Origin of the sequence: Pseudomonas fluorescens (assembly GCF_902497775.2) — a bacterium.
Classification (GTDB): domain Bacteria; phylum Pseudomonadota; class Gammaproteobacteria; order Pseudomonadales; family Pseudomonadaceae; genus Aquipseudomonas; species Aquipseudomonas putida_F.
The window spans coordinates 5,634,686-5,660,206 of the sequence record NZ_OZ024668.1 but is presented as its reverse complement, the minus strand read 5'-3'; the positions used below and the strand labels follow the sequence as shown (position 1 = coordinate 5,660,206).

Sequence of the window (25,521 nt, the reverse complement as noted above, 5' to 3'; positions counted from 1 at the left end):
GGAGCAGACCATGGCCCTGTTACAACTGGAGCGCATCAGCGCACAGTATCCCGGCGCGGCCGAGCCGGTGCTGGCCGATATCAACCTGAGCCTGGGCCCGCAGCAATTGCTGGTGGCCCTCGGCCCTTCGGGCAGCGGCAAGACCTCGTTGCTCAACCTGATTGCCGGTTTCGTTGCGCCCAGCAGCGGCCGGATCACCCTCGACGGCGTACCGGTGCAAGGCCCGGGTGCCGAGCGCGGCGTAGTGTTCCAGGACGATGCGCTGCTGCCCTGGCAGGATGTGCTGGCCAACGTCGCCTTCGGCCTGGAGCTGGCCGGCGTGCCGCGTGCCACACGGGAAAGCAAGGCCCGCGAGATGCTCGCCCTGGTCGACCTGGCGGACTTCGGCAGCCGGCGCATCTGGCAACTGTCCGGTGGCCAGAAGCAGCGCGTGGGCCTGGCCCGGGCACTGGCTGCCGACCCGCGTGTGCTGCTGATGGACGAGCCGTTCGGCGCACTGGATGCCTTTACCCGCGAACAGATGCAGGAGTTGCTGCTGCAAGTCTGGCAACGCACCGCCAAGCCGGTGTTCCTGATTACCCACGACATTGAAGAAGCGGTGTTCCTCGCCACCGAACTGGTGCTGCTGGCACCCAACCCCGGGCAGATCGTCGAACGCCTGCAACTGGATTTCGGCCAGCGCTACAGCGCCGGCGAGTCGGCCCGCTCGATCAAGTCCGACCCGCGCTTTATCGAAACCCGCGAGCATGTGCTGGCCCGGGTGTTCTCCCAACGCAGTGCCGCGACGCGGCAGGAGTCCGCATGAGCAGCCTGGATGTCCCGGTAGCGACCAAACACGCCGCCAGCCACACCGCGCCGAGCAAACCTGGGCGCCGCCTGAGCACCCGCTGGATCAGCGGCCTGACCCTGGCCACACTGTTGCTGGTGTGGTGGGCGGTTACCGCCGCCGAATGGATCGAACCGTTGTTCTTGCCCTCGCCCGAAGCGGTGCTGAGCAAGGCCTGGTTGCTGCTGACCCAGGGCTATATGGAATCAACCCTGTGGCAGCACTTGGGTGCCAGCCTGCAACGTATCGGCCTGGCCCTCGGTGCGGCGATCATCACGGCGATTCCGATCGGCATTGCCATCGGCCATAACCGTATCGCCCGTGGCATTCTCGACCCGCTGATCGAGTTCTACCGGCCGATTCCGCCCTTGGCTTATCTGCCGCTGATCGTGATCTGGTGCGGCATCGGCGAGCTGTCGAAAGTGCTGCTGATTTACCTGGCGATCTTCGCCCCGATTGCCATCGCTACCGCCACCGGCGTGCGCACCGTCGACCCGACCAAGCTGCGCGCGGCGCAGTCGCTGGGCGCCACCCGCTGGCAGCTGATTCGCCATGTGATCCTGCCCAGCGCCCTGCCCGACATTCTTACCGGTGTGCGCATTGGCCTGGGCGTCGGCTGGTCGACCCTGGTGGCAGCCGAGCTGATCGCCGCTACCAGCGGCCTGGGCTTCATGGTCCAGTCGGCGGCGCAGTTCCTGGTAACCGACGTGGTAGTGCTGGGCATCCTGGTAATCGCGCTGATTGCCTTCGCCCTGGAGATGGGCCTGCGCGCCCTGCAGCGCAAGCTGGTGCCCTGGCACGGCCAGAGCCATTGACAACGGATAGAGAACAACCATGAGCCTGACCATTACCCCGCTGAGCCCTGCCCTCGGCGCCCAGATCAGCGGCATCGACCTCAGCCGCGAGATCAGCCAAGAACTACGCGATGCCATCGAACAGGCGCTGTTCAAGCATCAGGTGCTGTTCTTCCGCGACCAGCCGATCAACCCACAGCAGCAGGCCGAGTTTGCCGCGCGCTTTGGCGACCTGCATATCCACCCGATCTACCCCAATGTGCCGGAAACACCACAAGTGCTGGTGCTCGACACCGCCGTCACCGACGTGCGCGACAACGCCATCTGGCACACCGACGTGACCTTCCTGCCGACCCCGGCACTGGGGGCGGTGCTCAGTGCCAAGCAACTGCCGGCCTACGGCGGCGACACCTTGTGGGCCAGTGGCATTGCGGCCTATGAGGCGCTGTCGGCACCGTTGCAGCAACTGCTTGCCGGCCTTACCGCGACCCATGACTTCACCAAGTCGTTCCCGCTGGAGCGCTTCGGTAACACCCCCGAAGACCTGGCACGCTGGGAAGCGGCACGGCGCAACAACCCGCCGCTGTCGCACCCGGTGATCCGCACCCACCCGGTGAGCGGGCACAAGGCGCTGTTCGTCAACGACGGTTTCACTACCCGCATCAACGAACTGAGCGAGGCTGAAAGCGAGGCGATTCTCAAGCTGCTGTTCGCGCACGCGACCCGGCCGGAGTTCACCATTCGCTGGCGCTGGCAGGAAAACGACGTGGCGTTCTGGGATAACCGCGTAACCCAGCATTACGCGGTGGATGATTACCGGCCGGCGCGGCGGGTGATGCACCGGGCGACAATTCTGGGGGATGCGCCGTTCTGAGATCGCGGCGCTAACAGCGCTGGCAAGCCAGCCCCCACAAGACTCTATGGGAGCTGGCTTGCCAGCGATGAGGCCTGCACAATCAGCGTACCAGATGCAAGAACTGCATATGCCGTTCGTATTGATCAAGAATGTCGTTGATGATCTGCTCCTTGCTGTAGCCCACCAGATCGTAGTCCTGGCTGCCTTCGCTCAGGTGCACTTCAGCACGGTAATAGCGACGGTTCTTCAGTTCCTGGGTACCCAGGCCGCCCAAGGCAAATGATGGCGTGAAATAACCACGCATCTGCACCTGGTAAATGAACGGCTGCTCTTCGCCATGGCCGATCTTCAAACTGACGTTGTCGTGGCTCGGGTCTTCCTGGGTGATGACGTGCAGGCCCTTCTCGCCAAACACCTCGGTCACCTCGGCAATCGCCGGGCGCACCACGTCATCCATGAAGCGGTACACCTCATCGCGCGATGGGAAGTGCACGGCCTGGCTCAAGCGCTGACGCCAACCACCACGGCCACGCCGTGAGTTGGCGAACGGTGCCAGTGAGTGCAACTGGGCGATCTGGCGTTGCGATTCCAGGTAGAACGCCTTGTGCAGGCCCCACATCATCAACAGCAAGATCACCGAGAACGGCAGCGAGGTGAGTACCACCGCCGATTTCAGCGAATCGATACTGCCGGCAAACAACAACCCGCTGGTCACCAGCGCGGTCATCGCGCCCCAGAACACCCGCAGCCAGTTCGGCCCATCTTCGTCGGCGTTGCCACCACGCGCAGAGAGGGTCGAGAGCACCACGGTGCCGGAGTCGGCCGAGGTCACGAAGAACACGAAACTGATGAACACCGTGACGGCGATAACCGCCTTGCTCCACGGGTAGGTTTCCAGCAACAGGTAGAGGGTCATCGACGGGTTGTCGATAGCCGATTGCCCCAGCGCGGTCATGCCATGCTCGAGCACCTGGAACAGCGCGCTGTTACCAAAGATCGACATCCACGCCAGGGTGAAGCCCAGCGGAATCAGCAGCACGCCGAAGACGAACTCGCGGATGGTCCGGCCGCGGGAAATTCGCGCAATGAACAGGCCGACGAACGGCGCCCAGGCAATCCACCAGGCCCAGTAGAACACGGTCCAGCCGCCCAGCCATTCATTGGCCTGGGTGTAGGCATACACATCGAAACTCTTGCGCGGCAAGGCGCCGAGGTAGTCACCGAGGTTCTGGATCAGGGTATTGAACAGGTGCTGGGTGGGCCCCGCGAACAGCACGAACAGCAGCAGCGCGCAGGCCAGGAACATGTTGATGTCGGACATCACCCGCACGCCCTTCTCGACCCCGGCTACCGCCACCGCCACCGCCGCGCCCATCATCAGGGTGATGAGGATCACCTGCACCCACTGGGTATGGGGCACGCCGAACAGGTAGTCCAGGCCCGAGTTCAGGTGCAACACGCCAAAGCCCATGTCGGCGCCCAGGCCGAACACCGTGGCGATGATGCCGAAGCCGTCCACGGCATAGCCGATCGGGCCGTTGATGCGCTTGCCGATCAGCGGATACAGCGCCGAGCGCAGGGCCAGCGGCAGGTTATGCCGGTAGGCGAAATAGGCCAGGGCCATGCCGACAAAGGCGAAAACGCCCCAGCCATGCAGGCCCCAGTGCAGGAACAGCAGCTGCATCGCCTGACGCCCGGCCTCGACCGTGCCGGCCTCGCCTTGCGGTGGCTGGAGCATGTGGGTCAGGGGTTCGGAGACGCAGAAGAAGAACAGGGTGATGCTGATGCCTGCGGCGAACAGCATGCCGGCCCAGGACAGGTAGCTGAACTCGGGTTCGTCGTGGTCGGCACCGAGCTTGATCTTGCCGTAGCCAGACAAGGCGGTGACCACCACGAAGACCAGGTACAGCGTCATCGCCAGCATGTAGTACCAGCCAACGGTGTTGGCCGCCCAGTTCTGCGCCGCCAGCAGCCACTCGCCAGCGGCTTGCGGATTGCTGATGACCACCAGGCCGAATATCAGGATAAAGCTCGCCGCGAAGTAAAAAACCGGCGGATTCATGCGGATCTTGCCGCTGGGTACGGGGCTTGGTGCACTCATCGGTCGTGCACCTCATAGAGGGGGGAGAAGCTTGGATTGAACGGGTTCAGCAAAGGGTTTCCTCCTGTTGAACACCGGCAGCGGACCAGCGTTTTAACTTGAACAAGCATTCAAGTTAAACATGGATGGGACCATTGCGCGACCCATCGCGGGGCAAGCCCGCTCCCACAATGGGAGCGGGCTTGCCCCGCGATGGCCATTAGAATCTACTTCTGGGTACCATCATCATGTTGCAGATTGGCCTGGGTCAGGTTGCTGCCCGGGGCCACGCTGCGGGTCAGCCAGACGTTGCCGCCGATGGTCGAACCTTTGCCGATGGTGATTCGTCCCAGAATAGTCGCGCCGGCATAAATCACCACGTCGTCTTCAACGATCGGGTGGCGTGGATGACCTTTCTGCAACTGCCCGTCCTCATCCGCCGGGAAGCGTTTAGCGCCCAGGGTAACGGCCTGATAGATGCGTACCCGCTCGCCGATGATCGCCGTTTCGCCGATCACCACTCCAGTGCCGTGGTCGATGAAGAAGCTCGGGCCGATCTGCGCGCCCGGGTGGATATCGATGCCGGTGGCCGAATGCGCCAGCTCCGAGCTGATCCGCGCCAGCAACGGCAGGCCGGAACGGTACAGGTGGTGAGCCAGGCGGTGGTGAATCACCGCGAGGATGCCCGGGTAGCACAGCAGCACTTCATCAACGCTACGCGCCGCCGGGTCGCCATGGAACGCCGCCAGCACATCGGTATCGAGGATGCTGCGCAAGCCCGGCAAGGCGGCGGCAAAGTCCTGGATCAGGCGCAACGCCGTGGCGTCGATTTCGGCCGTGGCCTGCTTGCCGTGGCGCGCCACGTAGCGCAACTCCAGACGCGCCTGGGCGAGCAAGGCGGTCAGCGCGGCATCGAGGGTGTGGCCAACATAGAAGTCTTCGCTTTCTTCACGCAGGTCGACCGGCCCCAGGCGCATGGGGAACAAGGCGCCACACAGCTGCTCGAGAATATGGCGCATGGCCTCGCGTGACGGCAGCTCGCGGCCACCCTGCTCGCCGCTGCTGCGGCCATTACTGCTGCGCCACTGGTCGCGGGCGGCACGCAGCTGGCCGACGATGGTTTGCAGCTGCCAATGCCCTGTTTGCGCGTTGTCGCTCACGGTTACCTCTCCTGCTGCAGCGGCGGTCGGTGGATGAAAATGCCGCCGGAATAAACGCTCACTCTACGGCAATTTCCCACAACGGAAAAAATAACCCTTTATTCCAGAATGCGATAAAGGCGGCATAAGCCAGGGAGTTGCCCACCTGCCCCGGGCTGCCTATAGTCGAATTTTACTTGGACGACGTGATCCCATGATCGACCGACAGCTTGCCCGCTTCAATCGTCTGGACCTGCTTGGCGCACCCACCGCGCTGGAAAAACTGCACCGGCTGTCAGCCTGGGCCGGCCGCGATATCTACGTCAAACGCGACGACTGCACGCCATTGGCGTTGGGTGGCAACAAAGTACGCAAGCTTGAATACCTGGCCGCCGATGCCCTGGCCAAGGGCGCCGATACCCTGGTGACCGCAGGCGCCATCCAGTCCAACCATGTCCGCCAGACCGCCGCCCTGGCCGCGCAACTGGGCCTGGCCTGTGTAGCCTTGCTGGAAAACCCGATCGGCACCGATTCGCTCAACTATCGGCAAAACGGCAACCGGCTGCTGCTGGAGCTGTTCGACGCCAAGGTCGAGCTGGTCGACAACCTCGACAATGCCGACGAACAACTGCAAGCCCTGGCCGTGCGCCTGCACGCCAGTGGCCGCAAACCCTACATCGTGCCGATTGGCGGCTCCAACGCCCTCGGTGCCCTGGGTTATGTCCGTGCGGGCCTGGAGCTGGCAAAGCAGATCGAACATTGCGGCGAACAGTTCGCCGGGGTGGTGCTGGCCTCCGGCAGCGCCGGCACCCACAGCGGCCTGGCCATCGCCCTGGCGGAAAAGCTGCCAAACCTGCCGGTGATCGGCGTGACCGTGTCGCGCAGCGATGAAGACCAGCGACCGAAAGTCCAGGGCCTGGCCGAACGCACCGCCGAGCTGCTGCACGTGCGCTTGCCAAAAACCTTCAAGATCGAACTGTGGGATGAATACTTCGCCCCGCGCTACGGCGAGCCCAATGCCGGCACCCTCGCCGCCATTCGCCTGCTGGCCAGCCAGGAAGGTTTGCTGCTCGATCCGGTGTACACCGGCAAGGCCATGGCCGGGCTGCTCGATGGCATTGCCCGCCAGCGATTCGATGATGGTCCGCTGATTTTTCTGCATACCGGTGGGGCACCGGCATTATTCGCCTACCCTGAGGTCTGGAACGGGTAATTACATTATTTGAAAATAATATAAGAACATGAATTTATATTATTTTTAAGACTAAAAGCGTCACCCTATAGTCAGCGCCACACTCACAACAACACTGGGGCTAACCATGAAGATTTCCGCTTTCGGTAAACAGGCAGTCGCCGCCGGTCTGGGCCTGCTGCTCGGGGCCAGCCTGCTCGGTCAGGTTGTAGCGGGTGAGCAACTGCAGCAGATCAAGGACAAGGGCGTAATCAACGTCGGCCTTGAAGGCACCTATCCACCGTTCAGCTTCGTCGATGCCGACGGCAAACTGGCCGGCTTCGAAGTGGAACTCTCCGAGGCCCTGGCCAAGGAGCTCGGGGTCAAGGTCAAGCTGCAACCGACCAAGTGGGACGGCATCCTCGCAGCCCTTGAGTCCAAGCGCCTGGACGCGGTGGTCAACCAGGTGACCATCTCCGAAGAGCGCAAGAAGAAGTACGACTTCTCAGAGCCCTATACCGTTTCCGGAATTCAGGCACTGGTGCTGACGAAAAAGGCCGCCGAGCTGAACATCAAGTCCGCTGCCGATCTGGGTGGCAAGAAAGTCGGCGTGGGCCTTGGCACCAACTATGAACAGTGGGTCAAAGCCAATGTGCCGACCGCTGACGTGCGCACTTACGAAGACGATCCGACCAAGTTCCAGGACCTGCGCGTCGGTCGTATCGACGCGATCCTGATCGACCGTCTGGCCGCCCTGGAATACGCCAAGAAAGCCAAGGACACCACCGCCGCCGGTGACGCATTCTCCCGTCAGGAAGCCGGTATCGCCCTGCGCAAAGGCGAGCCTGAGCTGCTGGCCGCAGTGAACAAGGCCCTCGACAAGCTGCGCGCCGACGGCACGCTGAAAAAGCTTTCGGAAAAGTACTTCAACGCTGACGTCACTCAATAATGGAAGCAGCTTTCCAGCTCGCAATAGAGTCCGCGCCCTTCCTGCTCAAGGGCGCGTACTACACGGTAATCCTCAGCCTCGGCGGGATGTTCTTTGGCCTGTTGCTGGGCTTTGCCCTGGCGCTGATGCGCCTGTCGCCACTCAAGCTGCTGAGCTGGACGGCGCGGGTCTACGTCTCGTTCTTTCGCGGAACGCCGCTGCTGGTACAGCTGTTCATGATCTACTACGGCCTGCCGCAGCTGGGCATCGAACTCGACCCGCTGCCAGCAGCGCTGATCGGCTTCTCGCTGAATATGGCCGCCTATGCCTGTGAAATCCTGCGTGCCGCGATCAGTTCCATCGACCGCGGCCAATGGGAGGCTGCCGCCAGCATCGGCATGACCCGTGGCCAGGCCATGCGCCGGGCGATCCTTCCGCAAGCGGCGCGTACCGCCTTGCCGCCCCTGGGCAACAGCTTCATCTCGCTGGTCAAGGACACTGCCCTGGCCGCCACCATCCAGGTGCCGGAGCTGTTCCGCCAGGCGCAGCTGATTACCGCACGCACCTTCGAAATCTTCACCATGTACCTTGCCGCCGCACTGATCTACTGGGTGCTGGCCAGCGTTCTCGCACACCTGCAGAACCGCCTGGAAGCGCGGGTCAACCGACACGACCAGGAGTCCTGAGGCATGATCGAGGTACTACGACTGAGCAAGCAGTTCAACGGCCAGACCGTGCTCGATGACATCAGCCTCAAGGTCGAGGCCGGCGAGGTGATCGCCATCATCGGCCCCAGCGGCTCCGGCAAGACCACCTTCCTGCGCTGCCTGAACCTGCTGGAAACTCCCAGCAGCGGACGCATCAAGGTCGGCAAGGTAGAGATCGACGCCAACCGCCCGCTGAGCCAGCAAAGCGGACTGATCCGCCAGTTGCGCCAGGAGGTCGGCTTCGTCTTCCAGAACTTCAACCTGTTCCCCCATCGCACGGCGCTGGAGAACGTCATCGAAGGCCCGCTGGTGGTCAAGAAGACCCCACGCGAACAGGCCGTGGCCCTGGGCATGAAGCTGCTGGCCAAGGTCGGCCTGGCTGGCAAGGAATCCTCCTACCCACGCAAGCTCTCCGGTGGTCAACAGCAGCGGGTAGCGATAGCCCGGGCCCTGGCCATGGAGCCGGAGGTGATCCTCTTCGACGAACCCACCTCGGCGCTCGACCCCGAGCTGGTCGGCGAAGTGCTGGCGACCATTCGCGGCCTGGCTGAAGAAAAGCGCACCATGATCATCGTCACCCACGAGATGAGTTTTGCCCGTGATGTGGCCAATCGAGTGATCTTCTTCGACAAGGGCGTGATCGTCGAACAGGGCGAAGCCAAGGCACTATTTGCCCAGCCCAAAGAAGAGCGCACCCGCCAGTTCCTGAGCAAATTCCTCGGCACGCAGAACACCGGCTACTGAGTTTTCCCCTGCCTTTTCCCTCCCCTCTGACAGCGCCTGCCCTGCCCCGGCAGGCGTTCATCCGGCGACCGCCAAGTACTTCTATATTTATTCCTAAAAGTTAGTTTATTTAATTTTTATACACTATTAGGGTATATGCACCGGACCACCGGACCAGCGCAATTTTGTCGCCGCACCCCGCGCCGACGTTTTCAATTCGTGAGGTAGGTATGGTCAGGAACACAATCACCCCAGTGCGTAACGCCAGGGCATTGAGTGCAGCCAAGGAGCGGTACTGATGTCCAATCTGGCAGAAACCTCAGTCCACAGCGACCTGGACAGCGCCCCGCTGTTGTTGCCGGCCAAGGTCCTGAGCAACGACGCACAAGCCCTTCAGGCGGCCCATGAGCTGGCTGCGGTAGCACGCACCCAGGCGGCCAAACGCGACCAGCAACGCAAACTGCCCTGGGCAGAAATCGAACAGTTCACCCGCAGCGGCCTGGGCAGCATCAGCATCCCCCGGGCGTTTGGCGGCGCGCAGGTGTCGTTTGTCACCATCGCCGAGATATTTCGCATCATCAGCACCGCCGACCCGGCACTGGGGCAGATCCCGCAAAACCAGTTCGGCATCCTGCAACTGCTCAAAGGCACCGCCAGCGAGCGGCAGAAAGAGTTGCTGTTCAAGTCGGTGCTCGACGGCTGGCGCATCGGCAACGCCGGGCCGGAACGCGGTACCAAGCACACCCTGGACCTCAAGGCGCGGATCACCCGCGAGGGCGATCACTATGTGCTCAGCGGCCAGAAGTTCTATTCCACCGGTGCCCTGTTTGCCCATTGGGTGGCCGTCAAGGCACTGAACGATGACGGCCGTCAGGTCATGGCTTTCGTCCGCCGTGGCACACCGGGTTTGCGCATCGTCGACGACTGGTCCGGTTTCGGCCAGCGCACCACCGCCAGCGGCACCGTGCTGCTGGACAAGGTACAGGTCGATGCGGAGCTGGTGATCGACACCTGGAAACAAGGCGAAGTGCCCAACATCCAGGGCGCCGCTTCGCAGCTGATTCAGGCCGCCATCGATGCCGGTATCGCCGAAGCGGCGATTGCCGACACCATCGCCTTTGTCCGCGACAAAGCCCGGCCATGGATCGACGCCAAGGTCGATCGCGCCAGCGACGATCTCTACGTGATCGCCGACGTCGGTCGCCTGCAGCTTGAATTGCATGCTGCCCAGGCACTGCTGGGCAAGGCTGCGCGGGTGCTCGACGAAGTCAACGCCGCGCCGGTCGACGCCGCCGCGGCCGCCCGTGCCTCGATTGCAGTGGCCGAAGCCAAGGTGCTGACCACCGAGATTTCGCTGCTGGCCGGCGAGAAACTCTTCGAGCTCTCCGGCAGCCGCGCCACCCTGGCCGAGTTCAACCTCGACCGGCACTGGCGCAATGCCCGCGTGCACACCCTGCACGACCCGGTGCGCTGGAAATACCACGCCGTCGGCGCCTATCACCTCAACGGTACCTTGCCTGCCCGGCACTCCTGGATTTGACCAGACCACTGGAGCCCTGTTTATGAGCCTTTTGCCGCAACCGCACGCCAACGTCGCGGTCATCCACACTGACGCCCAGGCCTTGCAAGTCGCCGAGGAAATCGCCGGCCAACTGCGCCGCGACAGCGCCCTGCGCGATCGTGAGCGACGTCTGCCACACCCTGAACTCGAACTGTTCTCGCACTCCGGCCTGTGGGGCATCAGCGTGCCCAAGGCCTATGGCGGTGCTGGCGTGTCGAACGTCACATTGGCCAAGGTCATCGCCCGCATCGCCCAGGCCGACGCCTCGCTGGGGCAGATTCCGCAGAACCATTTCTATGCCCTGGAAGTGCTGCGGGTCAACGGCAGCCCGCAGCAACAGCAGCGCCTGTACGCCGAAGTACTGGCCGGCAAGCGCTTCGGCAATGCCCTGGCCGAGCTCGGCACCAAGACCGCTCACGACCGCACCACTGCCCTCAGCCGAGATGGCGACGCTTACCGCATCAATGGCCGCAAGTTCTACGCCACGGGCGCGATCTATGCCCAGCGCATTCCGACCTCGGTCGTCGATGAAGACGGCATTCAGCGCCTGGCTTTCGTGCCGGCAGACAGCGCCGGCCTGAAAGTCATCGACGACTGGAGCGGCTTCGGCCAGCGCACCACCGGCAGTGGTTCGGTGGTGTTCGATAACGTCCAGGTTGCCGCCGAAGACGTGCTGCCGTTCCAGAGCGCCTTCGAGCGCCCGACCACGGTCGGCCCGCTGGCGCAAATCCTCCACGCCGCCATCGACACCGGCATCGCCCGCGCCGCTTATGAAGATGCCCTGCACTTCGTGCGCACCCGCAGCCGGCCATGGGTCGACTCCGGCGTCGAGCAGGCCAGCGCAGACCCGCTGACCTTGAAGTCCTTCGGCCACCTGGCGATCCGCTTGCACGCAACCGAAGCCCTGCTCGAACGCGCCGGTGAGTACCTCGACCGCGCCCAGGCCGAGCCGAACGCCGAAACCGTCGCCGCTGCCTCCATTGCCGTGGCCGAAGCGCGGGCGATCAGCACCGAGATCTCCCTCGCCGCCGGCACCACCCTGTTCGAGCTCGCCGGCAGCCAGGCGACCCTGGCCGAGCATGGCCTGGATCGGCACTGGCGCAACGCCCGGGTGCACACCTTGCACGACCCGGTGCGCTGGAAGTACCACGCCATCGGTAATTACTACCTCAACGATGAAAATCCACCGTTGCGGGGCACCCTCTGATGGCCAAGAAAAAGATCCTCCTCAACGCCTTCAACATGAACTGCGTCGGCCATATCAACCACGGCCTGTGGACCCATCCACGGGACAACTCGAGCCAGTACAAGACCCTCGAATACTGGACCGAGCTTGCCCAGTTGCTGGAGCGCGGGCTGTTCGACGGGCTGTTCATCGCCGATATCGTCGGCGTCTACGACGTCTACCAGCAGTCGGTCGATGTACCGTTGAAGGAGTCGATCCAGCTGCCGGTCAACGACCCGCTGCTGCTGGTTTCGGCCATGGCCGCGGTCACCCGCAACCTCGGCTTCGGCCTGACCGCCAACCTCACCTACGAGCCGCCATACCTGTTCGCCCGGCGCCTTTCTACCCTCGACCACCTGAGCCGTGGCCGGGTCGGCTGGAACATTGTCACCGGCTACCTCGACAGCGCAGCCAAGGCCATGGGCCTGGACCAGCAGCCCGAGCACGACCGGCGCTACGACCAGGCCGACGAGTACTTGCAAGTGCTGTACAAGCTCTGGGAAGGCAGCTGGGAAGACGACGCGGTGCTCAACGATCGCAAGCAACGGGTCTACGCCCAGCCGGACAAGGTGCACAAGGTCAACCACCAGGGCGAGTTCTACCGGGTCGAGGGTTACCACCTGTGCGAACCATCGCCACAGCGCACCCCGGTATTGTTCCAGGCCGGCAGTTCCGAGCGCGGCCTGAGCTTTGCCGGCAATCATGCCGAGTGCGTGTTCATCAGCGGCCAGAACAAGGCTGCCACCCGCGCCCAGGTCGACAAGGTGCGCGCTGCTGCCGTAGCGGCCGGGCGTGACCCGCAGGCGATCAAGGTGTTCATGGGCCTGACGGTGATCGTCGCCCGCACTGAAGAGCAGGCCAAGGCCAAGCACGCCGAGTACCTGCGCTATGCCAGCCCTGAAGCCGGTGTCGCGCATTTCGCCAGCTCCACCGCTATCGACTTCTCCGAGTACGAACTGGACGAACCGATCCAGTACGTGAAAAGCAACGCCATCCAGTCCGCCACCAAGAATCTGCAGAACAACGACTGGACCCGGCGCAAGCTGCTCGAACAGCACGCCCTGGGCGGGCGCTACATCACCCTGATCGGCTCGCCGACCCAGGTCGCCGACGCACTGGAAAGCTGGATCGCCGAAACCGGCCTGGACGGCTTCAACCTGGCGCGCACGGTTACCCCGGAAAGCTATGTCGATTTCATCGATCTGGTGATCCCGCAGCTGCAACGCCGCGGCTCGTACAAGACCGCCTACGAACAGGGCAGCCTGCGCGAAAAACTCTTCGCCAGCGATCAACCCCACCTGCCGGCAGACCATCCTGGCGCCAGCTACCGCCACACCACTCCGACCCCGACGGGAGCGCTACAGCATGCTTAAGACCTTTATTGCCCGCCCGGTCGCAGCCCTGGCTTTGACCTTGGGCCTGTTCGGTGCCGCCCAGGCTGCCGATGCCCTGAAAGTCGGCACCACCGCCGCCTTTTCCATCCCCCTCGAAGCTGCCGTCAGCGAAGCGAAGAAACAGGGCCTGGACGTCGAGCTGATTGAATTCAGCGACTGGATCGCCCCCAACGTCAGTCTGGCGGCCGGCGACATCGACGTGAACTACTTCCAGCACATCCCGTTCCTGGAAAACGCCAAGGCCGCCGCCGGTTTCGACCTGGTGCCCTTTGCCCCGGGGATCATCAACAACGTCGGCCTGTACTCGAAAAAGTACAAAAACTTCGCTGAGCTGCCCGAGGGCGCCAGCGTTGCCATCGCCAACGACCCGATCAACAGCGGCCGCGGTTTGCAGTTGCTGGCCAAGGCCGGCTTGATCACCCTCAAGCCCGGCGTCGGCTACAAGGCCACCGAAGAAGACATCATCGCCAACCCGAAAAAGTTGAAGATCCTCCAGGTTGAAGCGGTGCAACTGGTGCGCGCCTACGATGACGCCGACCTGGTTCAGGGCTACCCGGCCTACATCCGTCTGGCCAAGACCTTCGACGCCACTTCGGCGCTGCTGTTCGACGGCCTGGACCACAAGGAATACGTGATCCAGTTCGTCATCCGTCCACAGAGCAAGGACGACCCACGCCTGGCCAGGTTCATCGACATCTACCAGCACTCGCCGGTGGTGCGTGCCGCCCTTGACCAGGCCCACGGCAAGCTCTACCAAGCTGGCTGGGAGAGCTGAAATGAGCGCCGTCAGCGCCCGCGTGGCGCAGGAGCAACAGCCGCCTTTCGCGCCCCTGCAACAGGCCCAGCAACGGGCCTTGCACCCGGAGCTGGGCAACGCCCATGTACGATTCATCGGCCTGGGCAAAACTTATCCGGGCCAGCAGGCGCCGGCGCTGGACGGCATCGACCTGAACATCCAGCACGGTGAAATCTTCGGCATCATCGGCCGCAGCGGGGCCGGCAAGTCGTCACTGATCCGCACTATCAACCGCCTGGAGCAACCGAGCCACGGCCGGGTGCTGATAGACCAGGTGGATATCGGCGAGTACGACGAAGACCGCCTGGTACGCCTGCGCCGGCGCATCGGCATGATCTTCCAGCACTTCAACCTGATGTCGGCCAAGACCGTCTGGCAGAACGTCGAGCTGCCACTCAAGGTAGCCGGCGTGCCCAAGGCCCAGCGCCAGCGCAAGGTCGCCGAGTTGCTGGAGCTGGTCGGCCTGCAGGAGAAGCACCACGTTTATCCGGCGCAGTTGTCCGGCGGCCAGAAGCAGCGTGTCGGCATTGCCCGGGCGCTGGTGCATGACCCGGAGATTCTGCTGTGCGACGAAGCCACTTCGGCGCTCGACCCGGAGACCACCGAGTCGATCCTCGGCCTGCTGCGCGATATCAACCAGCGCCTGGGCCTGACCATCGTGCTGATCACCCATGAGATGGCGGTGATCCGCGATATCTGCCATCGGGTGGTGGTGCTCGAACGTGGCCGCATCGTCGAGCAAGGCGCCGTCTGGCAAGTGTTCGGCGACCCGCAACATGAGGTCAGCAAGACCCTGCTCGCGCCCTTGCAACCCGCCCTGCCGGCGGCGTTGCAGGCGCGCTTGCAAGCCCGGCCAGCAAGCCCGGAGGCGGCGCTGGTGCTGAGCCTGCGAGTCAGTGGCAGAGACAGACAGGCGCCCGAGCTGTCCGCCTTGTTCTCACTGCTGGGCGGCCGGATCAGCCTGCTGCAAGGCGGCATCGAACCGATCCAGGGCCGTGCTTTGGGGCAACTCGTGGTGTCGGTGGCCAACTCGCCACACAGCCATGAGCAGGTGATTGAGCGCACCCGGCAATGGGCTGCACAGGTGGAGGTACTGGGTTATGTGGTTTGATCGCTTGCTCCAGGGTGTGCTCGACACCCTGCTGATGGTTGGCGTCTCGTCGCTGATCGCCTTGCTCGCCGGCGTACCGCTGGCGGTAATCCTGGTCACCAGTGGCAAGGGCGGCATCTTCGAAGCCCCCACGCTGAACCGGGTGCTCGGCGCCTTCGTCAATCTGTTCCGTTCGATCCCGTTCCTGATTCTGATGGTGGCCTTGATTCCCTTTACCCGGCTGATCGTCGGCACCACCTATGGCGTCTGGGCAGCAGTGGTACCGCTGACCATCGCCGCCACCCCGTTCTTTGCGCGCATCGCCGAAGTCAGCCTGCGCGAGGTCGACCACGGCCTGATCGAAGCGGCCCAGGCCATGGGTTGCCGGCGCTGGCACATCGTCTGGCATGTGCTGCTGCCCGAAGCCCTGCCGGGCATCGTCGGCGGCTTTACCATCACCCTGGTGACCATGATCAACTCCTCGGCCATGGCCGGCGCCATTGGCGCCGGAGGCCTGGGCGACATTGCCTACCGCTACGGCTACCAGCGCTTCGACAGCCAGATCATGCTGACCGTGATCGTCATGCTGGTGGTGCTGGTGGCGTTGATTCAGCTGGGTGGAGATCGGTTGGCGAAGGGTTTGAACAAGCGCTGAATTCATCGCTGACGCTGCGGTTCGCGGATCTTGTACCAGGCCACATACAGCGCCGGCAAAAACAGCAGGGTCAGCAAGGTGGCGACGATAATCCCGCCAATCATGGCGTAGGCCATCGGCCCCCAGAACACCTCCCGGGCGATCGGGATCATGCCCAGGCTCGCCGCTGCCGCCGTCAATAGAATCGGCCGGCGCCTGTGGTTGGTCGCCTCCAGCACCGCGTCCCAGGGTGAGTAACCCTGGGCCTCGTACTCGTCGATCTGGGTCACCAGGATCACCGAGTTGCGGATGATGATGCCGATCAGCGCCAAGATCCCCAGGATCGCCACAAAGCCCATCGGCGTGCCCGTCGGCACCAGCGCCAGGACCACGCCGATCAAGCCCAGGGGCGCCACGCTGGCGACCAGGAACAGCTTCTGCACGCTGTGCAACTGGATCATCAGGAAGGTGCCCATCATGAACAGCATCAGCGGCACCACCTTGGCGATCGGGCCCTGGGCCTTGCCGCTTTCTTCCACGGTACCGCCGGTGGCCACGCCGTAACCCACCGGCAGCTTGCTGGCGAACGCGTCGATCTGCGGCTTGAGCTCGGCCACCAGGTCGGTCGGCTGGATCTCGCCGCGCACCGAGGCCTTGATGGTGATGGTCGGCTTGCGGTCGCGGCGCCACACCAGCGGCTGCTCCAGCTCGTAGCGCACGGTGGCAAAGGCCAGCAATGGGATCGAGGTGCCGTTGGGGGTGACGATCTGCAGGTTCTGCAAGGTCTGCGGCGAGCCGCGTTCGCTGTCTTCGGCGCGGGCAATGACGTCGATCAGGTAGATGTTGTCATTGACCTCGGTGATCGGAGCGCCGGTGACAATACTGTTCATCACATTGGCCACGTCCTCGGACGACAGGCCGAGCTGGCGTGCCTTGTCCTGGGCGATCTCGACCCGTAGTACCTTGCCCGGTTCGTTCCAGTCGTAAATCATCTCGCCGATATGCTCGTTGGCATCCAGCAGGGTTGCCAGGGCGATGGCATGCTTGCGCACCTCGTCGATGTCCTTGCCGCTGACCCGGTACTGGATCGGCCGCCCTACCGGCGGGCCCATTTCCAGCGACTGAACGTTGGTGCCGATGCCGACGAAGTCCTCACGCAGGCGCTTCTGCAGGCGCTGCATCAACACCTCGCGTGCTTCGAAGCCCTTGCTGACGATCACCAACTGGGCGTAGTACGGGTTCTGCAACTGCTGGTCGAGAGGCAGGTAGAAGCGGATCGCGCCCTGACCGATGTAGGTGCTCCAGCGCACGATATCCGGGTCGCCCTTGAGCGTCGCCTCGAGGCGATCCACTGCCTTGCGGGTCTCCTCGATCGAGGCGTTTTGCGGCAGGTTGAGATCGACGAGGATTTCTGGCCGGTCGGAGGACGGGAAGAACTGGTTCTGTACGAAACGCATGCAGAACACTGCCAGGACGAACAGCAGCACCGTACCGATGATGGTCAGCCAGCGATGGCGCATGCACCACAGCAGGCTGCCGCCAAAGGCCCTGCCGATGCGCCCGGGCTCTTCGTTGTGCGGTTTGACCTTGGTGCTGAGGATGTGCACGCCGAGTACCGGGGCAAATACTACGGCCACCACCCAGGACACCAGCAAGGCGGCCGCAATCACCGCGAACAGGGTGTAGGTGTACTCCCCTGCCGAGCTGGCGTTGAGGCCGATCGGCACGAAGCCTGCGACCGTCACCAGGGTACCGGTGAGCATCGGAAAGGCAGTCGAGGTGTAGGCGAAGGTGGCCGCCTGCTCCTTGGTCTCACCCATTTCCAGGCGCGTGACCATGACCTCGACGGTAATCATCGCATCGTCCACCAACAGGCCCAGGGCAATGATCAGGGCGCCCAGGGAGATCCGCTGCATGGTGATGCCGCTGTACTCCATGAAGATAAAGACCATGGCCAGCACCAGCGGAATCGAGCAGGCCACCACCAATCCGGCGCGCACCCCGAGGCTGATGAAGCTGACCACCAGGACGATGATCACCGCCTCGAACAGTGCACTGGTAAAGCCGCCCACGGCCTCCTCTACCACCACCGCCTGGTCAGACACCGTATGCACGCCAACACCCACCGGCAGCTCGGACACCACGCGGTCCATCATCTTGTGCAGGTCGGCACCGAACACCTGGATGTTGCCGCCGGCCTTCATGCCGATGGCCAGGCCGATGGCAGTCTGGCCGTTGTAGCGAAACATCGGCGCGGGTGGGTCGACAAAGCCTCGCTGGATCTCGGCGATATCCGCCAGGCGGAAGAAGCGGTCGTTGATCCGCAGGTTGACCGCTTCCAGGTCTTTTTCCGAAGCGAACTGGCCGGTGGTGCGCACCGAAATGCGCTCTGGACCGGCCTCGATCACCCCGGCCGGGGTGACCGCGTTCTGGCTCTGCAGGGCCTGCAGCACCTGGCGCTGGTCGATGCCGAACGACGCCAGCTTGCGGGTCGAGAAGTTCAGATACAGCACCTCGTCCTGGGTGCCGATCATCTCCACCTTGCCCAGGTTGGGTACTTCGCGGATCTCGGCGCGCACCTGTTCGACGTAGTCGCGCAGCTGGCGCATGCTCAGGCCATCGGCGGTAAACGCGTAGATCGAGCCGAACACGTCACCGAACTCATCGTTGAAGGCCGGGCCCTGAATGCCCTGGGGAAACTGGCCGCGGATGTCCTGGATCTTCTTGCGCACCTGATACCAGATCTGCGGAATATCCTCGGCTTTGGTGGTGTCGCGCAGGTTGACGTAGACCGTCGACTCACCCGGACGGGTGTAGCTTTTTACATAGTCGAGCGAGTCCAGCTCCTCGAGCTTCTTCTCGATGCGGTCGGTGACCTGGTACAGGGTTTCATCCTGGGTCGCACCCGGCCAGCGGGTCTGAATGACCATGGTCTTGATGGTGAACGAAGGGTCTTCCTCACGCCCCAGGTTCATGTAGGAAAACACGCCCATCAGCAAGCCGACGAACATCAGGTACCAGACAAAGGATTGGTGCTTCAGCGCCCACTCCGACAGGTTGAAGCTTCCTTTCATTGCGGGTCTTCCTCGTCGACGATGACCTTCTGGCCCGGTTTGAGACTGTTCACACCGGCGGTTACCACTCGCTCGCCAGGCTGCACGCCCGAGGCCAGCACCACACTGCCGGGGGTACGTTCAAGCAGCTTCACATCACGTGTGGCAACGGTGTTTTGCTGCGGATCGACCACCCATACCCGGGTCTTGCCGTCGCTTTCCAATAAGGCCGACGCCGGCAGTTCGGTGCGTGGCGAAACCGCCGAGGTCAGGGTGACGCTGATTGCCGTGCCCAGGCGGAACGCATTCGGTGTATCGACCAGGGTCAGGCGAGCGCGACGGGTGCGCGTGGTGGCGTCGGCCTGGGGCTCCAGCTCACGCAAGGTCGCCGTGGTATTGATGTCCGGGTCCAGTTGCGAGGCCACCAGAAACTTGAGCTCCGTGCTCAATTGCTCGGCCAGGTTGGTCGGCAGGTCGATCACCGCTTCCTTGATATCCGGCCGCGCCAGGGTAACCACGGCCTGGCCGGCACTCACCGTTTGCCCGGCCTCGGCCTGCCAGTTGGTGACCACGGCGCCATGATCGGTCTTCAGTTCGCTGTAACCCAGTTGATCACGGGCCTGGTCAACCGCCGCCCGGGCCTGCTCCAGGGACGCTCCGGTGGTCTTAAGGTCGGTTTGGGCGATGTCCAGTTGAGCCTGCGCGCCCACGCCGCGATCGAACAACTGCTGCTGACGCCGGGCGTTGGCCTGGGCGTTGATCCACTGCGCCTGGATCTTCGCCAGATCGCCCTCGGCGGCGCGCAACTGGTTGCGCTGGTCGGTGGGGTCAAGGCTGGCTAGCACATCGCCTGGTTTCACCTGACTGCCGACATCGACCCAGCGTCGGGCAATCCGGCCGCCCACACGAAAACCCAAGGTGCTTTCGTAACGGGCCTGGATGCTGCCGGCGAATCGTCCGAGATTGGCCTGCACCTGCGGCTGGGCAATGATCGACAGCACCGGCCGTACAGGCTCAGGCGTACTGGCTTGTTTGCCGCAACCCACGAGCAGCAGCGCACCGCCCAAGACAAGCGTGGTTGCTTTCATTGCGCCACCCCACTGTCCTTGAGCGGCGCGATTTCCACCTGCATGCCCGGATTGAGCAGTTGCCCGCCCGTTACCACGACGGTTTCACCGCCTTTGAGACCATCGCCCACCACCACTTTGCCGGTCAGGTAGCGCATCACCTTGACCTTCTGCAGGCGCACCTTGTCGTCCTCGCCCACCAGCCACACCGCCGGGTCATGCAGGTCCTTGGTCAGGGCCGACCAGGGCAGCTCGACGCTGGGCTTGCCCTGGACATTGCCAGTGGCGGTGACCGGCGAGCCCAGTTCCATGCCGGCCGGCACCTCATTCAACGCCACCTTGACCTGCACCGTGCCGCTTTGCGCCGAGACCGTCGGGGTGACTTCACGGATATAGCCCTGGGCCTGGATTTTCGGGTTATCCACCAGGCTGATCTTGATTACCTCACGGGTGGCTGGGGCCACCAACAAGGCTTCGTAGACATTGAATACCGCATCGCGCTCGCCGTCGCGCGCCAGGCTGAAGATCGGCACCGTGGCCTGGACCACCTGGCCGACTTCGGCCTGGCGCTCGGTGATCACCCCGTCCGCCTCGGCCACCAGGGCGGTATAGCTCAGTTGCTCACGGGCATTGGCCAACTGCGCCTGGGCCGCCTTCAAGGCACTCTGGCTGCTGCGCAAGGCCGCCTCGGCCGAGTCGTATTCGCTCTGGCTGGTGTAGCCCTTGGGCAACAGCTTTTGTTGCCGGACAAAGGCTGCCGCGCTCTGGGTCACCCGCGCCTGCTCAGCGAACACTTCAGCCTTGGCCGAGTCGACATTGGTCTGCAGGTCCTTGGGGTCGAGACGGGCCAAGACCTGGTTGGCCTTGATGTGGTCACCAACATCGACACTGCGGGAAATGATCTTGCCGCCCACACGAAACGACAGATCGGTCTGCACCCGCGCCTGAATATCGCCGGTCAGGGTCACGGAAGCGGCAAAATCACCGGGTTGTACACGTTGGACACCGACTCTGGGCAGCTCGATTTCAGCGGCTTTCTTTTCGCCGCATCCCGCCAGCACCAGCAATCCCCCCAGGCAGACGATCGATAAAGGACGCAACACCGTCATGCAGGCTCCTTGCATGTGCCAATTCGTTATAGAGACGCGAGTGTTAGCGTAGATCAGGGTTTCCTTGATCGCTTGTCGGCATACACAATTCGTTCACCGCGCAGAATCGGCGATACTGGCCTCTTTGCCTGAACGGACACTGCCATGCTGACCACCCTGGCTGTCGCCAACTACCGCTCGATCAACCATCTGGTGCTGCCACTGGCGCGCCTGAATGTCATCACCGGGCCCAACGGCAGCGGCAAGTCCAACCTGTACAAGGCCTTGCGCCTGCTGGCAGAGACCGCCCAGGGTGGGGTGATCAACGCTCTTGCCGGCGAAGGTGGGCTGGAATCGACCTTCTGGGCAGGCCCCGAACGCATCAGCCGCCGCATGAGCCAGGGCGAGGTAGCGGTCGAGGGTGGTCCACGCCAGGAGGCAAAGCGCTTGCGCCTGGGTTTTGCCGACGACGATTTCGGTTATGCCATCGGCTTGGGCCTGCCTGCTTCCAGCGGGCACTTCATGCTCCCTGGAAACAGCCTGCCAATCGCCTCGCGCTTCACCCTCGACCCGCAGATCAAGCGCGAATGCATCTGGGCAGGCCCTGTCTACCGCCCCGCCAGCCTGCTGGTGGATCGTCAGGGTGCGATGGTGCGCGGCCGCGACGGGCGCCAGTGGGAGGTGCTGGCCCAACACACGCCAGACTACGACAGCCTCTACGACCAGGTCGGCAACCTGCGTTCATCACCGGAAGTGCTGCACTTGCGCGAACGTATCCGCGGCTGGCGCTTCTACGATCATTTTCGTACCGATCGCGAGTCACCGGCGCGCCGCCCGCAGCTCGGAACCCGCACTCCCGTGCTGCACCATGACGGCCGCGACCTGGCAGCAGCGCTGCAGACCATTATCGAGATCGGTGATGCCCGGGCGTTATGGGACACCCTCGGCGACGCCTTTCCCGGCTCGCACCTGACCATCGATGCGGTCCCTGGCGGGCTGTTCAACCTGCAGTTTCACCAGCAGGGCCTGCTGCGCCCGCTATCGGCAGCAGAACTGTCGGACGGGACCCTGCGCTTCCTGCTGCTGGTCGCGGCCCTGCTGAGCCCCAGGGCACCGACCATGATGGTATTGAATGAACCGGAGACCAGCCTGCACCCCGATCTGTTGCCGGCACTGGCACGTTTGATCATCCGTGCCACCGAGCATTGCCAGGTGTGGGTGGTGTCGCACGCACGGCGACTGGTAGCGGCCCTGGAACAGGATGCGCGCTGCAATTCGATCGTGCTGGAGAAGGAACTGGGGCAGACCCGGGTGGCGGGTCAGGGAATGCTGGACGAGCCGGCCTGGCACTGGCCGGAGTGAAGCACATCACGGGGCAAGCCCGCTCCTACTGATGGGTAGGAGCTGGCTTGCCCCGCGAAGGGTTTCAGATCACGCCGAAACCGGCGCCGGCGCGCGACGCACGTCCGGTTGTTTCCACGAGTCGGCAGCGCTTTCCTCGATAGCCTGCTGGATCGCCCGACGACGACGCTCTTCGGCCTGGCGGCTGAAGTACCAGACCATGAAGGTCACCAGCGACACGCTGAGCAGGATCAGGCTGGCCACGGCATTGATTTCCGGCTTCACGCCCAGACGCACGGCAGAGAAGACTTCCATCGGCAGGGTGGTCGAGCCCGGGCCGGACACAAAGCTGGCCAGTACCAGGTCATCCAGCGACAGGGCGAAGGACATCATCCCGCCCGCAGCCAGCGACGGTGCGATCATCGGGATGGTGATCAGGAAGAACACCTTCCACGGCCGTGCACCAAGGTCCATGGCCGCTTCTTCGATCGACAGATCCAGCTCACGCAGGCGTGCCGACACCACTACCGCCACATAGGCTGCGCAGAAGGTGGTGTGGGCGATCCAGATGGTGACGATGCCACGCTCCTGGGGCCAGCCGATCATCTGCGCCATGGCCACGAACAGCAGCAACAGCGACAGACCGGTGATCACTTCGGGCATTACCAGTGGCGCGGTGACCAGGCCACCGAACAGGGTACGGCCCTTGAAGCGGGTAACCCGGGTCAGCACGAAGGCGGCCAGGGTACCCAGCGCCACGGCGGCAATCGCGGTGTAGCAGGCGATCTCCAGCGAGCGCATGACCGAACCCATCAGCTGGGTGTTGTCGAGCAGGCCGACGTACCACTTCACCGACCAGCCGCCCCACACCGTCACCAGCTTGGAGGCGTTGAACGAGTAGATCACCAGGATCAGCATGGGCAGGTAGATGAACAGCAGGCCCAGGACCAACATCAATTTGGAGAAACTGAAACGCTTCATGCCCTGCCCTCCATCTCTTTGGCCTGACTACGGTTGAAGAGCAGGATCGGTACGATCAGGATCGCCAGCATCACTACCGCCAGGGCAGAGGCCACCGGCCAGTCACGGTTGTTGAAGAACTCTTGCCAGAGCACTTTACCGATCATCAGGGTTTCCGGGCCGCCGAGCAGCTCAGGAATGACGAACTCACCCACTACCGGAATAAACACCAGCATGCAGCCGGCGATGATGCCGTTCTTCGACAGCGGCACGGTGATCTTCCAGAAGCTGTTGAAGGTGCTCGAACCCAGGTCCGAGGCGGCCTCAAGCAGGCTCTGGTCGTGCTTCACCAGGTTGGCGTAGAGCGGCAGGATCATGAACGGCAGGTACGAATAGACCACGCCGATATACACCGCCAGGTTAGTGTTGAGGATCTGCAACGGCTGATCGATCAACCCCAGCCACATCAGGAAGGCATTGAGCAGGCCGTTGTTGCTGAGGATGCCCATCCAGGCATACACGCGGATCAGGATCGCCGTCCAGGTCGGCATCATGATCAGCAGCAACAGTACCGTCTGGGTTTCCTTGCGCGCGTTGGCAATGGCATAGGCCATCGGATAGCCGATCAGCAGGCACAACAGCGTGCTGACGAAGGCCATCTTCAACGAACCCAGGTACGCCGAGATGTACAGTTCGTCTTCGGTCAACAGGCCATAGTTGGCCAGGTTGAGCACCAGTTGCACCTTGTCTTCGACGTAGCTGTAGATCTCGGTGTACGGCGGGATCGCCACGTCGGCTTCAGCGAAGCTGATCTTCAGAACGATGAAGAACGGCAGCATGAAGAACAGGAACAGCCAGATGAACGGCACGCCGATCACCACGTGGCGCCCCTCGGGCTTTATTCGGTTGAAGGCTCGCTTGAGCTTGCGCGCGTTCATGAGCGCAGTACCACGCCGCTGTCATCCTCCCACCAGACGTAGACCTGGTCGTCCCAGGTCGGGCGGGTGCCCTGGCGCTCGGCGTTGGCGACGAACGACTGGACGATCTTGCCGCCAGGCAGCTCGACATAGAACACCGAGTGGCCGCCCAGGTAGGCGATGTCGTGGACCTTGCCGCGCGACCAGTTGTGCTCGCAGGTCGGCTGCGCGGTGGTCACCAGCAGTTTTTCCGGACGCAAGGCGTAGGTGATGCGCTTGTCTTCGACCGAGGTGGTGACACCGTGGCCGACGTAGATCTTGCGCTCAAGCTCGGGACTGGCGATCACCGCGTGGCCTTCGGCGTCGTCGACTACTTCGCCTTCGAACAGGTTGACGTTACCGATGAACTCGCAGACCAGGCGGCTGGTCGGGGTTTCATAGATGTCAATCGGGCTGCCGATCTGGGCGATCCAGCCCAGGTGCATGATGGCGATGCGCTGGGCCATGGTCATGGCCTCTTCCTGGTCGTGGGTCACCATCACACAGGTCACGCCGACCCGTTCGATGATCTCCACCAGCTCCAGTTGCATCTGCGAACGCAGCTTCTTGTCCAGCGCGCCCATTGGCTCATCGAGCAGCAGCAGCTTTGGCCGCTTGGCCAGCGAGCGGGCCAGGGCCACACGCTGACGCTGGCCACCGGAGAGCTGGTGCGGCTTGCGCTTGGCGTACTGGGTCATGTGCACCAGCTTGAGCATCTCGGCCACGCGGGCGTCGATCTCCGACTTGGGCATGCGGTCCTGCTGCAGGCCGAAGGCGATGTTCTGCGCCACGGTCATGTGCGGGAACAGCGCGTACGACTGGAACATCATGTTGATCGGCCGCTCGTAGGGCGGCATATCGGTGATGTCTACACCATCGAGGAAGATACGCCCCTCGGTTGGCCGTTCGAAGCCGGCGAGCATGCGCAGCAAGGTGGACTTACCCGAACCAGAGCCACCGAGCAGGGCGAAGATCTCGCCCTTCTTGATTTCCAGGGACACATCGTCCACGGCGACCGTTTCGTCGAACTTTTTCGTGACCCGGTCGATTTTGACCAGCACCTGTTTAGGTTGCTGGTCGCCCTCGAGGGCTTTCTTATAGGCACCGGAGGCAACTGCCATTTGTGAAACTC

22 protein-coding genes are annotated in these 25,521 nt (G+C 63.2%); 14 read left to right on the top strand and 8 right to left on the bottom strand.

Annotated elements, in window-relative coordinates:
• Positions 1-10 precede the first annotated feature (10 nt).
• Genes tauB through tauD form a run of 3 tightly spaced genes read left to right on the top strand, consistent with a single transcriptional unit; the run spans position 11 to position 2,494 of the window.
• A complete protein-coding gene (gene tauB / locus F8N82_RS26070) occupies positions 11-805 on the top strand; it encodes a taurine ABC transporter ATP-binding subunit (protein WP_038998175.1) in 795 nt (264 codons plus the stop codon).
• Complete coding sequence (gene tauC, locus F8N82_RS26065; RefSeq protein ID WP_038998174.1) at positions 802-1,641, top strand: taurine ABC transporter permease TauC; 840 nt, start codon at positions 802-804, stop codon at positions 1,639-1,641. Before tauB ends, tauC begins: the two co-directional genes overlap by 4 nt.
• A 19-nt stretch (positions 1,642-1,660) precedes the next feature.
• Positions 1,661-2,494 carry a taurine dioxygenase gene (gene tauD / locus F8N82_RS26060; protein ID WP_038998173.1) on the top strand — a complete coding sequence of 278 codons (834 nt, stop codon included), beginning with the start codon at positions 1,661-1,663 and terminating at the stop codon, positions 2,492-2,494.
• Positions 2,495-2,576: 82 nt separating this feature from the next.
• Here tauD and betT read toward each other — a convergent pair whose 3' ends face one another.
• Positions 2,577-4,538: a choline transporter BetT gene (betT, locus tag F8N82_RS26055; RefSeq protein WP_176470455.1), complete on the bottom strand. Its 1,962-nt coding sequence runs from the start codon at positions 4,536-4,538 to the stop codon at positions 2,577-2,579.
• A gap of 245 nt (positions 4,539-4,783) precedes the next feature.
• Positions 4,784-5,716, bottom strand: a complete 933-nt coding sequence (epsC, locus tag F8N82_RS26050; protein ID WP_038998171.1) for a serine O-acetyltransferase EpsC — start codon at positions 5,714-5,716, stop codon at positions 4,784-4,786.
• 193 nt (positions 5,717-5,909) lie between these two features.
• Here epsC and F8N82_RS26045 point away from each other — a divergent pair, with 193 nt between their 5' ends.
• The 10 genes from F8N82_RS26045 (at position 5,910) to F8N82_RS26000 (ending at position 15,945) form a co-directional block, all read left to right on the top strand.
• A complete protein-coding gene (locus F8N82_RS26045; RefSeq protein WP_038998170.1) occupies positions 5,910-6,908 on the top strand; it encodes a D-cysteine desulfhydrase in 999 nt (332 codons plus the stop codon).
• Between the two features lie 106 nt (positions 6,909-7,014).
• Positions 7,015-7,815, top strand: a complete 801-nt coding sequence (gene tcyJ / locus F8N82_RS26040; RefSeq protein ID WP_038998168.1) for a cystine ABC transporter substrate-binding protein — start codon at positions 7,015-7,017, stop codon at positions 7,813-7,815.
• Positions 7,815-8,480: a cystine ABC transporter permease gene (gene tcyL / locus F8N82_RS26035; RefSeq protein ID WP_038998166.1), complete on the top strand. Its 666-nt coding sequence runs from the start codon at positions 7,815-7,817 to the stop codon at positions 8,478-8,480. The genes tcyJ and tcyL overlap by 1 nt, the downstream gene beginning before the upstream one ends.
• A 3-nt stretch (positions 8,481-8,483) precedes the next feature.
• Positions 8,484-9,245, top strand: a complete 762-nt coding sequence (gene tcyN, locus F8N82_RS26030; RefSeq protein WP_038998165.1) for an L-cystine ABC transporter ATP-binding protein TcyN — start codon at positions 8,484-8,486, stop codon at positions 9,243-9,245.
• Between the two features lie 277 nt (positions 9,246-9,522).
• Positions 9,523-10,764 carry an SfnB family sulfur acquisition oxidoreductase gene (locus tag F8N82_RS26025; protein WP_038998164.1) on the top strand — a complete coding sequence of 414 codons (1,242 nt, stop codon included), beginning with the start codon at positions 9,523-9,525 and terminating at the stop codon, positions 10,762-10,764.
• 22 nt (positions 10,765-10,786) lie between these two features.
• Positions 10,787-11,992 carry an SfnB family sulfur acquisition oxidoreductase gene (locus F8N82_RS26020; protein WP_038998163.1) on the top strand — a complete coding sequence of 402 codons (1,206 nt, stop codon included), beginning with the start codon at positions 10,787-10,789 and terminating at the stop codon, positions 11,990-11,992.
• A complete protein-coding gene (locus F8N82_RS26015; protein WP_038998162.1) occupies positions 11,992-13,383 on the top strand; it encodes an LLM class flavin-dependent oxidoreductase in 1,392 nt (463 codons plus the stop codon). Before F8N82_RS26020 ends, F8N82_RS26015 begins: the two co-directional genes overlap by 1 nt.
• Positions 13,376-14,179 carry a MetQ/NlpA family ABC transporter substrate-binding protein gene (locus F8N82_RS26010; protein ID WP_038998161.1) on the top strand — a complete coding sequence of 268 codons (804 nt, stop codon included), beginning with the start codon at positions 13,376-13,378 and terminating at the stop codon, positions 14,177-14,179. The genes F8N82_RS26015 and F8N82_RS26010 overlap by 8 nt, the downstream gene beginning before the upstream one ends.
• Before the next feature lies 1 nt (position 14,180).
• Positions 14,181-15,311 (top strand): methionine ABC transporter ATP-binding protein, encoded by a 1,131-nt coding sequence (locus tag F8N82_RS26005; RefSeq protein ID WP_038998160.1) that lies wholly within the window; start codon positions 14,181-14,183, stop codon positions 15,309-15,311.
• Entirely contained in the window at positions 15,301-15,945 is a 645-nt protein-coding gene (locus F8N82_RS26000) for a methionine ABC transporter permease (RefSeq protein WP_036994912.1), read from the top strand. Before F8N82_RS26005 ends, F8N82_RS26000 begins: the two co-directional genes overlap by 11 nt.
• A gap of 2 nt (positions 15,946-15,947) precedes the next feature.
• Here the strand turns inward: F8N82_RS26000 and F8N82_RS25995 are convergent, their stop codons facing one another.
• From F8N82_RS25995 to F8N82_RS25985, 3 genes are read right to left on the bottom strand one after another with little or no spacing between them, the layout of a single operon-like run.
• Entirely contained in the window at positions 15,948-18,998 is a 3,051-nt protein-coding gene (locus F8N82_RS25995; protein WP_038998159.1) for an efflux RND transporter permease subunit, read from the bottom strand.
• A complete protein-coding gene (locus tag F8N82_RS25990; protein ID WP_038998158.1) occupies positions 18,995-20,065 on the bottom strand; it encodes an efflux RND transporter periplasmic adaptor subunit in 1,071 nt (356 codons plus the stop codon). The genes F8N82_RS25995 and F8N82_RS25990 overlap by 4 nt, the downstream gene beginning before the upstream one ends.
• Positions 20,062-21,153: an efflux RND transporter periplasmic adaptor subunit gene (locus tag F8N82_RS25985; protein WP_038998157.1), complete on the bottom strand. Its 1,092-nt coding sequence runs from the start codon at positions 21,151-21,153 to the stop codon at positions 20,062-20,064. Before F8N82_RS25985 ends, F8N82_RS25990 begins: the two co-directional genes overlap by 4 nt.
• Before the next feature lie 144 nt (positions 21,154-21,297).
• Between F8N82_RS25985 and F8N82_RS25980 the strand changes: the two genes are divergently transcribed.
• The gene (locus F8N82_RS25980) at positions 21,298-22,494 is read left to right on the top strand and encodes an AAA family ATPase (RefSeq protein WP_038998156.1); all 1,197 of its coding nucleotides are present in this window, start codon (positions 21,298-21,300) and stop codon (positions 22,492-22,494) included.
• A 69-nt stretch (positions 22,495-22,563) separates the two neighbouring features.
• On the opposite strand, the gene F8N82_RS25975 is transcribed toward F8N82_RS25980, so the two are convergent.
• The 3 genes from F8N82_RS25975 to F8N82_RS25965 are packed head-to-tail and all read right to left on the bottom strand — an operon-like array spanning position 22,564 to position 25,510.
• Positions 22,564-23,454 (bottom strand): ABC transporter permease subunit, encoded by an 891-nt coding sequence (locus F8N82_RS25975; protein ID WP_010221198.1) that lies wholly within the window; start codon positions 23,452-23,454, stop codon positions 22,564-22,566.
• On the bottom strand, positions 23,451-24,371 hold the full coding sequence (locus F8N82_RS25970) for an ABC transporter permease subunit (protein ID WP_038998155.1): 921 nt from the start codon (positions 24,369-24,371) through the stop codon (positions 23,451-23,453). The genes F8N82_RS25975 and F8N82_RS25970 overlap by 4 nt, the downstream gene beginning before the upstream one ends.
• On the bottom strand, positions 24,368-25,510 hold the full coding sequence (locus F8N82_RS25965) for an ABC transporter ATP-binding protein (RefSeq protein ID WP_038998154.1): 1,143 nt from the start codon (positions 25,508-25,510) through the stop codon (positions 24,368-24,370). Before F8N82_RS25965 ends, F8N82_RS25970 begins: the two co-directional genes overlap by 4 nt.
• Positions 25,511-25,521 lie beyond the last annotated feature (11 nt).

Bases quoted from the DNA above. Each gene is read 5' to 3' on its own strand.
- tauB (WP_038998175.1), top strand. From the start codon at position 11: ATGGCCCTGTTACAACTGGAGCGCATCAGCGCACAGTATCCCGGCGCG.
- tauC (WP_038998174.1), top strand. From the start codon at position 802: ATGAGCAGCCTGGATGTCCCGGTAGCGACCAAACACGCCGCCAGCCAC.
- tauD (WP_038998173.1), top strand. From the start codon at position 1,661: ATGAGCCTGACCATTACCCCGCTGAGCCCTGCCCTCGGCGCCCAGATC.
- betT (WP_176470455.1), bottom strand. From the start codon at position 4,538: ATGAATCCGCCGGTTTTTTACTTCGCGGCGAGCTTTATCCTGATATTC.
- F8N82_RS26045 (WP_038998170.1), top strand. From the start codon at position 5,910: ATGATCGACCGACAGCTTGCCCGCTTCAATCGTCTGGACCTGCTTGGC.
- tcyJ (WP_038998168.1), top strand. From the start codon at position 7,015: ATGAAGATTTCCGCTTTCGGTAAACAGGCAGTCGCCGCCGGTCTGGGC.
- tcyL (WP_038998166.1), top strand. From the start codon at position 7,815: ATGGAAGCAGCTTTCCAGCTCGCAATAGAGTCCGCGCCCTTCCTGCTC.
- tcyN (WP_038998165.1), top strand. From the start codon at position 8,484: ATGATCGAGGTACTACGACTGAGCAAGCAGTTCAACGGCCAGACCGTG.
- F8N82_RS26025 (WP_038998164.1), top strand. From the start codon at position 9,523: ATGTCCAATCTGGCAGAAACCTCAGTCCACAGCGACCTGGACAGCGCC.
- F8N82_RS26020 (WP_038998163.1), top strand. From the start codon at position 10,787: ATGAGCCTTTTGCCGCAACCGCACGCCAACGTCGCGGTCATCCACACT.
- F8N82_RS26015 (WP_038998162.1), top strand. From the start codon at position 11,992: ATGGCCAAGAAAAAGATCCTCCTCAACGCCTTCAACATGAACTGCGTC.
- F8N82_RS26010 (WP_038998161.1), top strand. From the start codon at position 13,376: ATGCTTAAGACCTTTATTGCCCGCCCGGTCGCAGCCCTGGCTTTGACC.
- F8N82_RS26005 (WP_038998160.1), top strand. From the start codon at position 14,181: ATGAGCGCCGTCAGCGCCCGCGTGGCGCAGGAGCAACAGCCGCCTTTC.
- F8N82_RS26000 (WP_036994912.1), top strand. From the start codon at position 15,301: ATGTGGTTTGATCGCTTGCTCCAGGGTGTGCTCGACACCCTGCTGATG.
- F8N82_RS25995 (WP_038998159.1), bottom strand. From the start codon at position 18,998: ATGAAAGGAAGCTTCAACCTGTCGGAGTGGGCGCTGAAGCACCAATCC.
- F8N82_RS25990 (WP_038998158.1), bottom strand. From the start codon at position 20,065: ATGAAAGCAACCACGCTTGTCTTGGGCGGTGCGCTGCTGCTCGTGGGT.
- F8N82_RS25985 (WP_038998157.1), bottom strand. From the start codon at position 21,153: ATGACGGTGTTGCGTCCTTTATCGATCGTCTGCCTGGGGGGATTGCTG.
- F8N82_RS25980 (WP_038998156.1), top strand. From the start codon at position 21,298: ATGCTGACCACCCTGGCTGTCGCCAACTACCGCTCGATCAACCATCTG.
- F8N82_RS25975 (WP_010221198.1), bottom strand. From the start codon at position 23,454: ATGAAGCGTTTCAGTTTCTCCAAATTGATGTTGGTCCTGGGCCTGCTG.
- F8N82_RS25970 (WP_038998155.1), bottom strand. From the start codon at position 24,371: ATGAACGCGCGCAAGCTCAAGCGAGCCTTCAACCGAATAAAGCCCGAG.
- F8N82_RS25965 (WP_038998154.1), bottom strand. From the start codon at position 25,510: ATGGCAGTTGCCTCCGGTGCCTATAAGAAAGCCCTCGAGGGCGACCAG.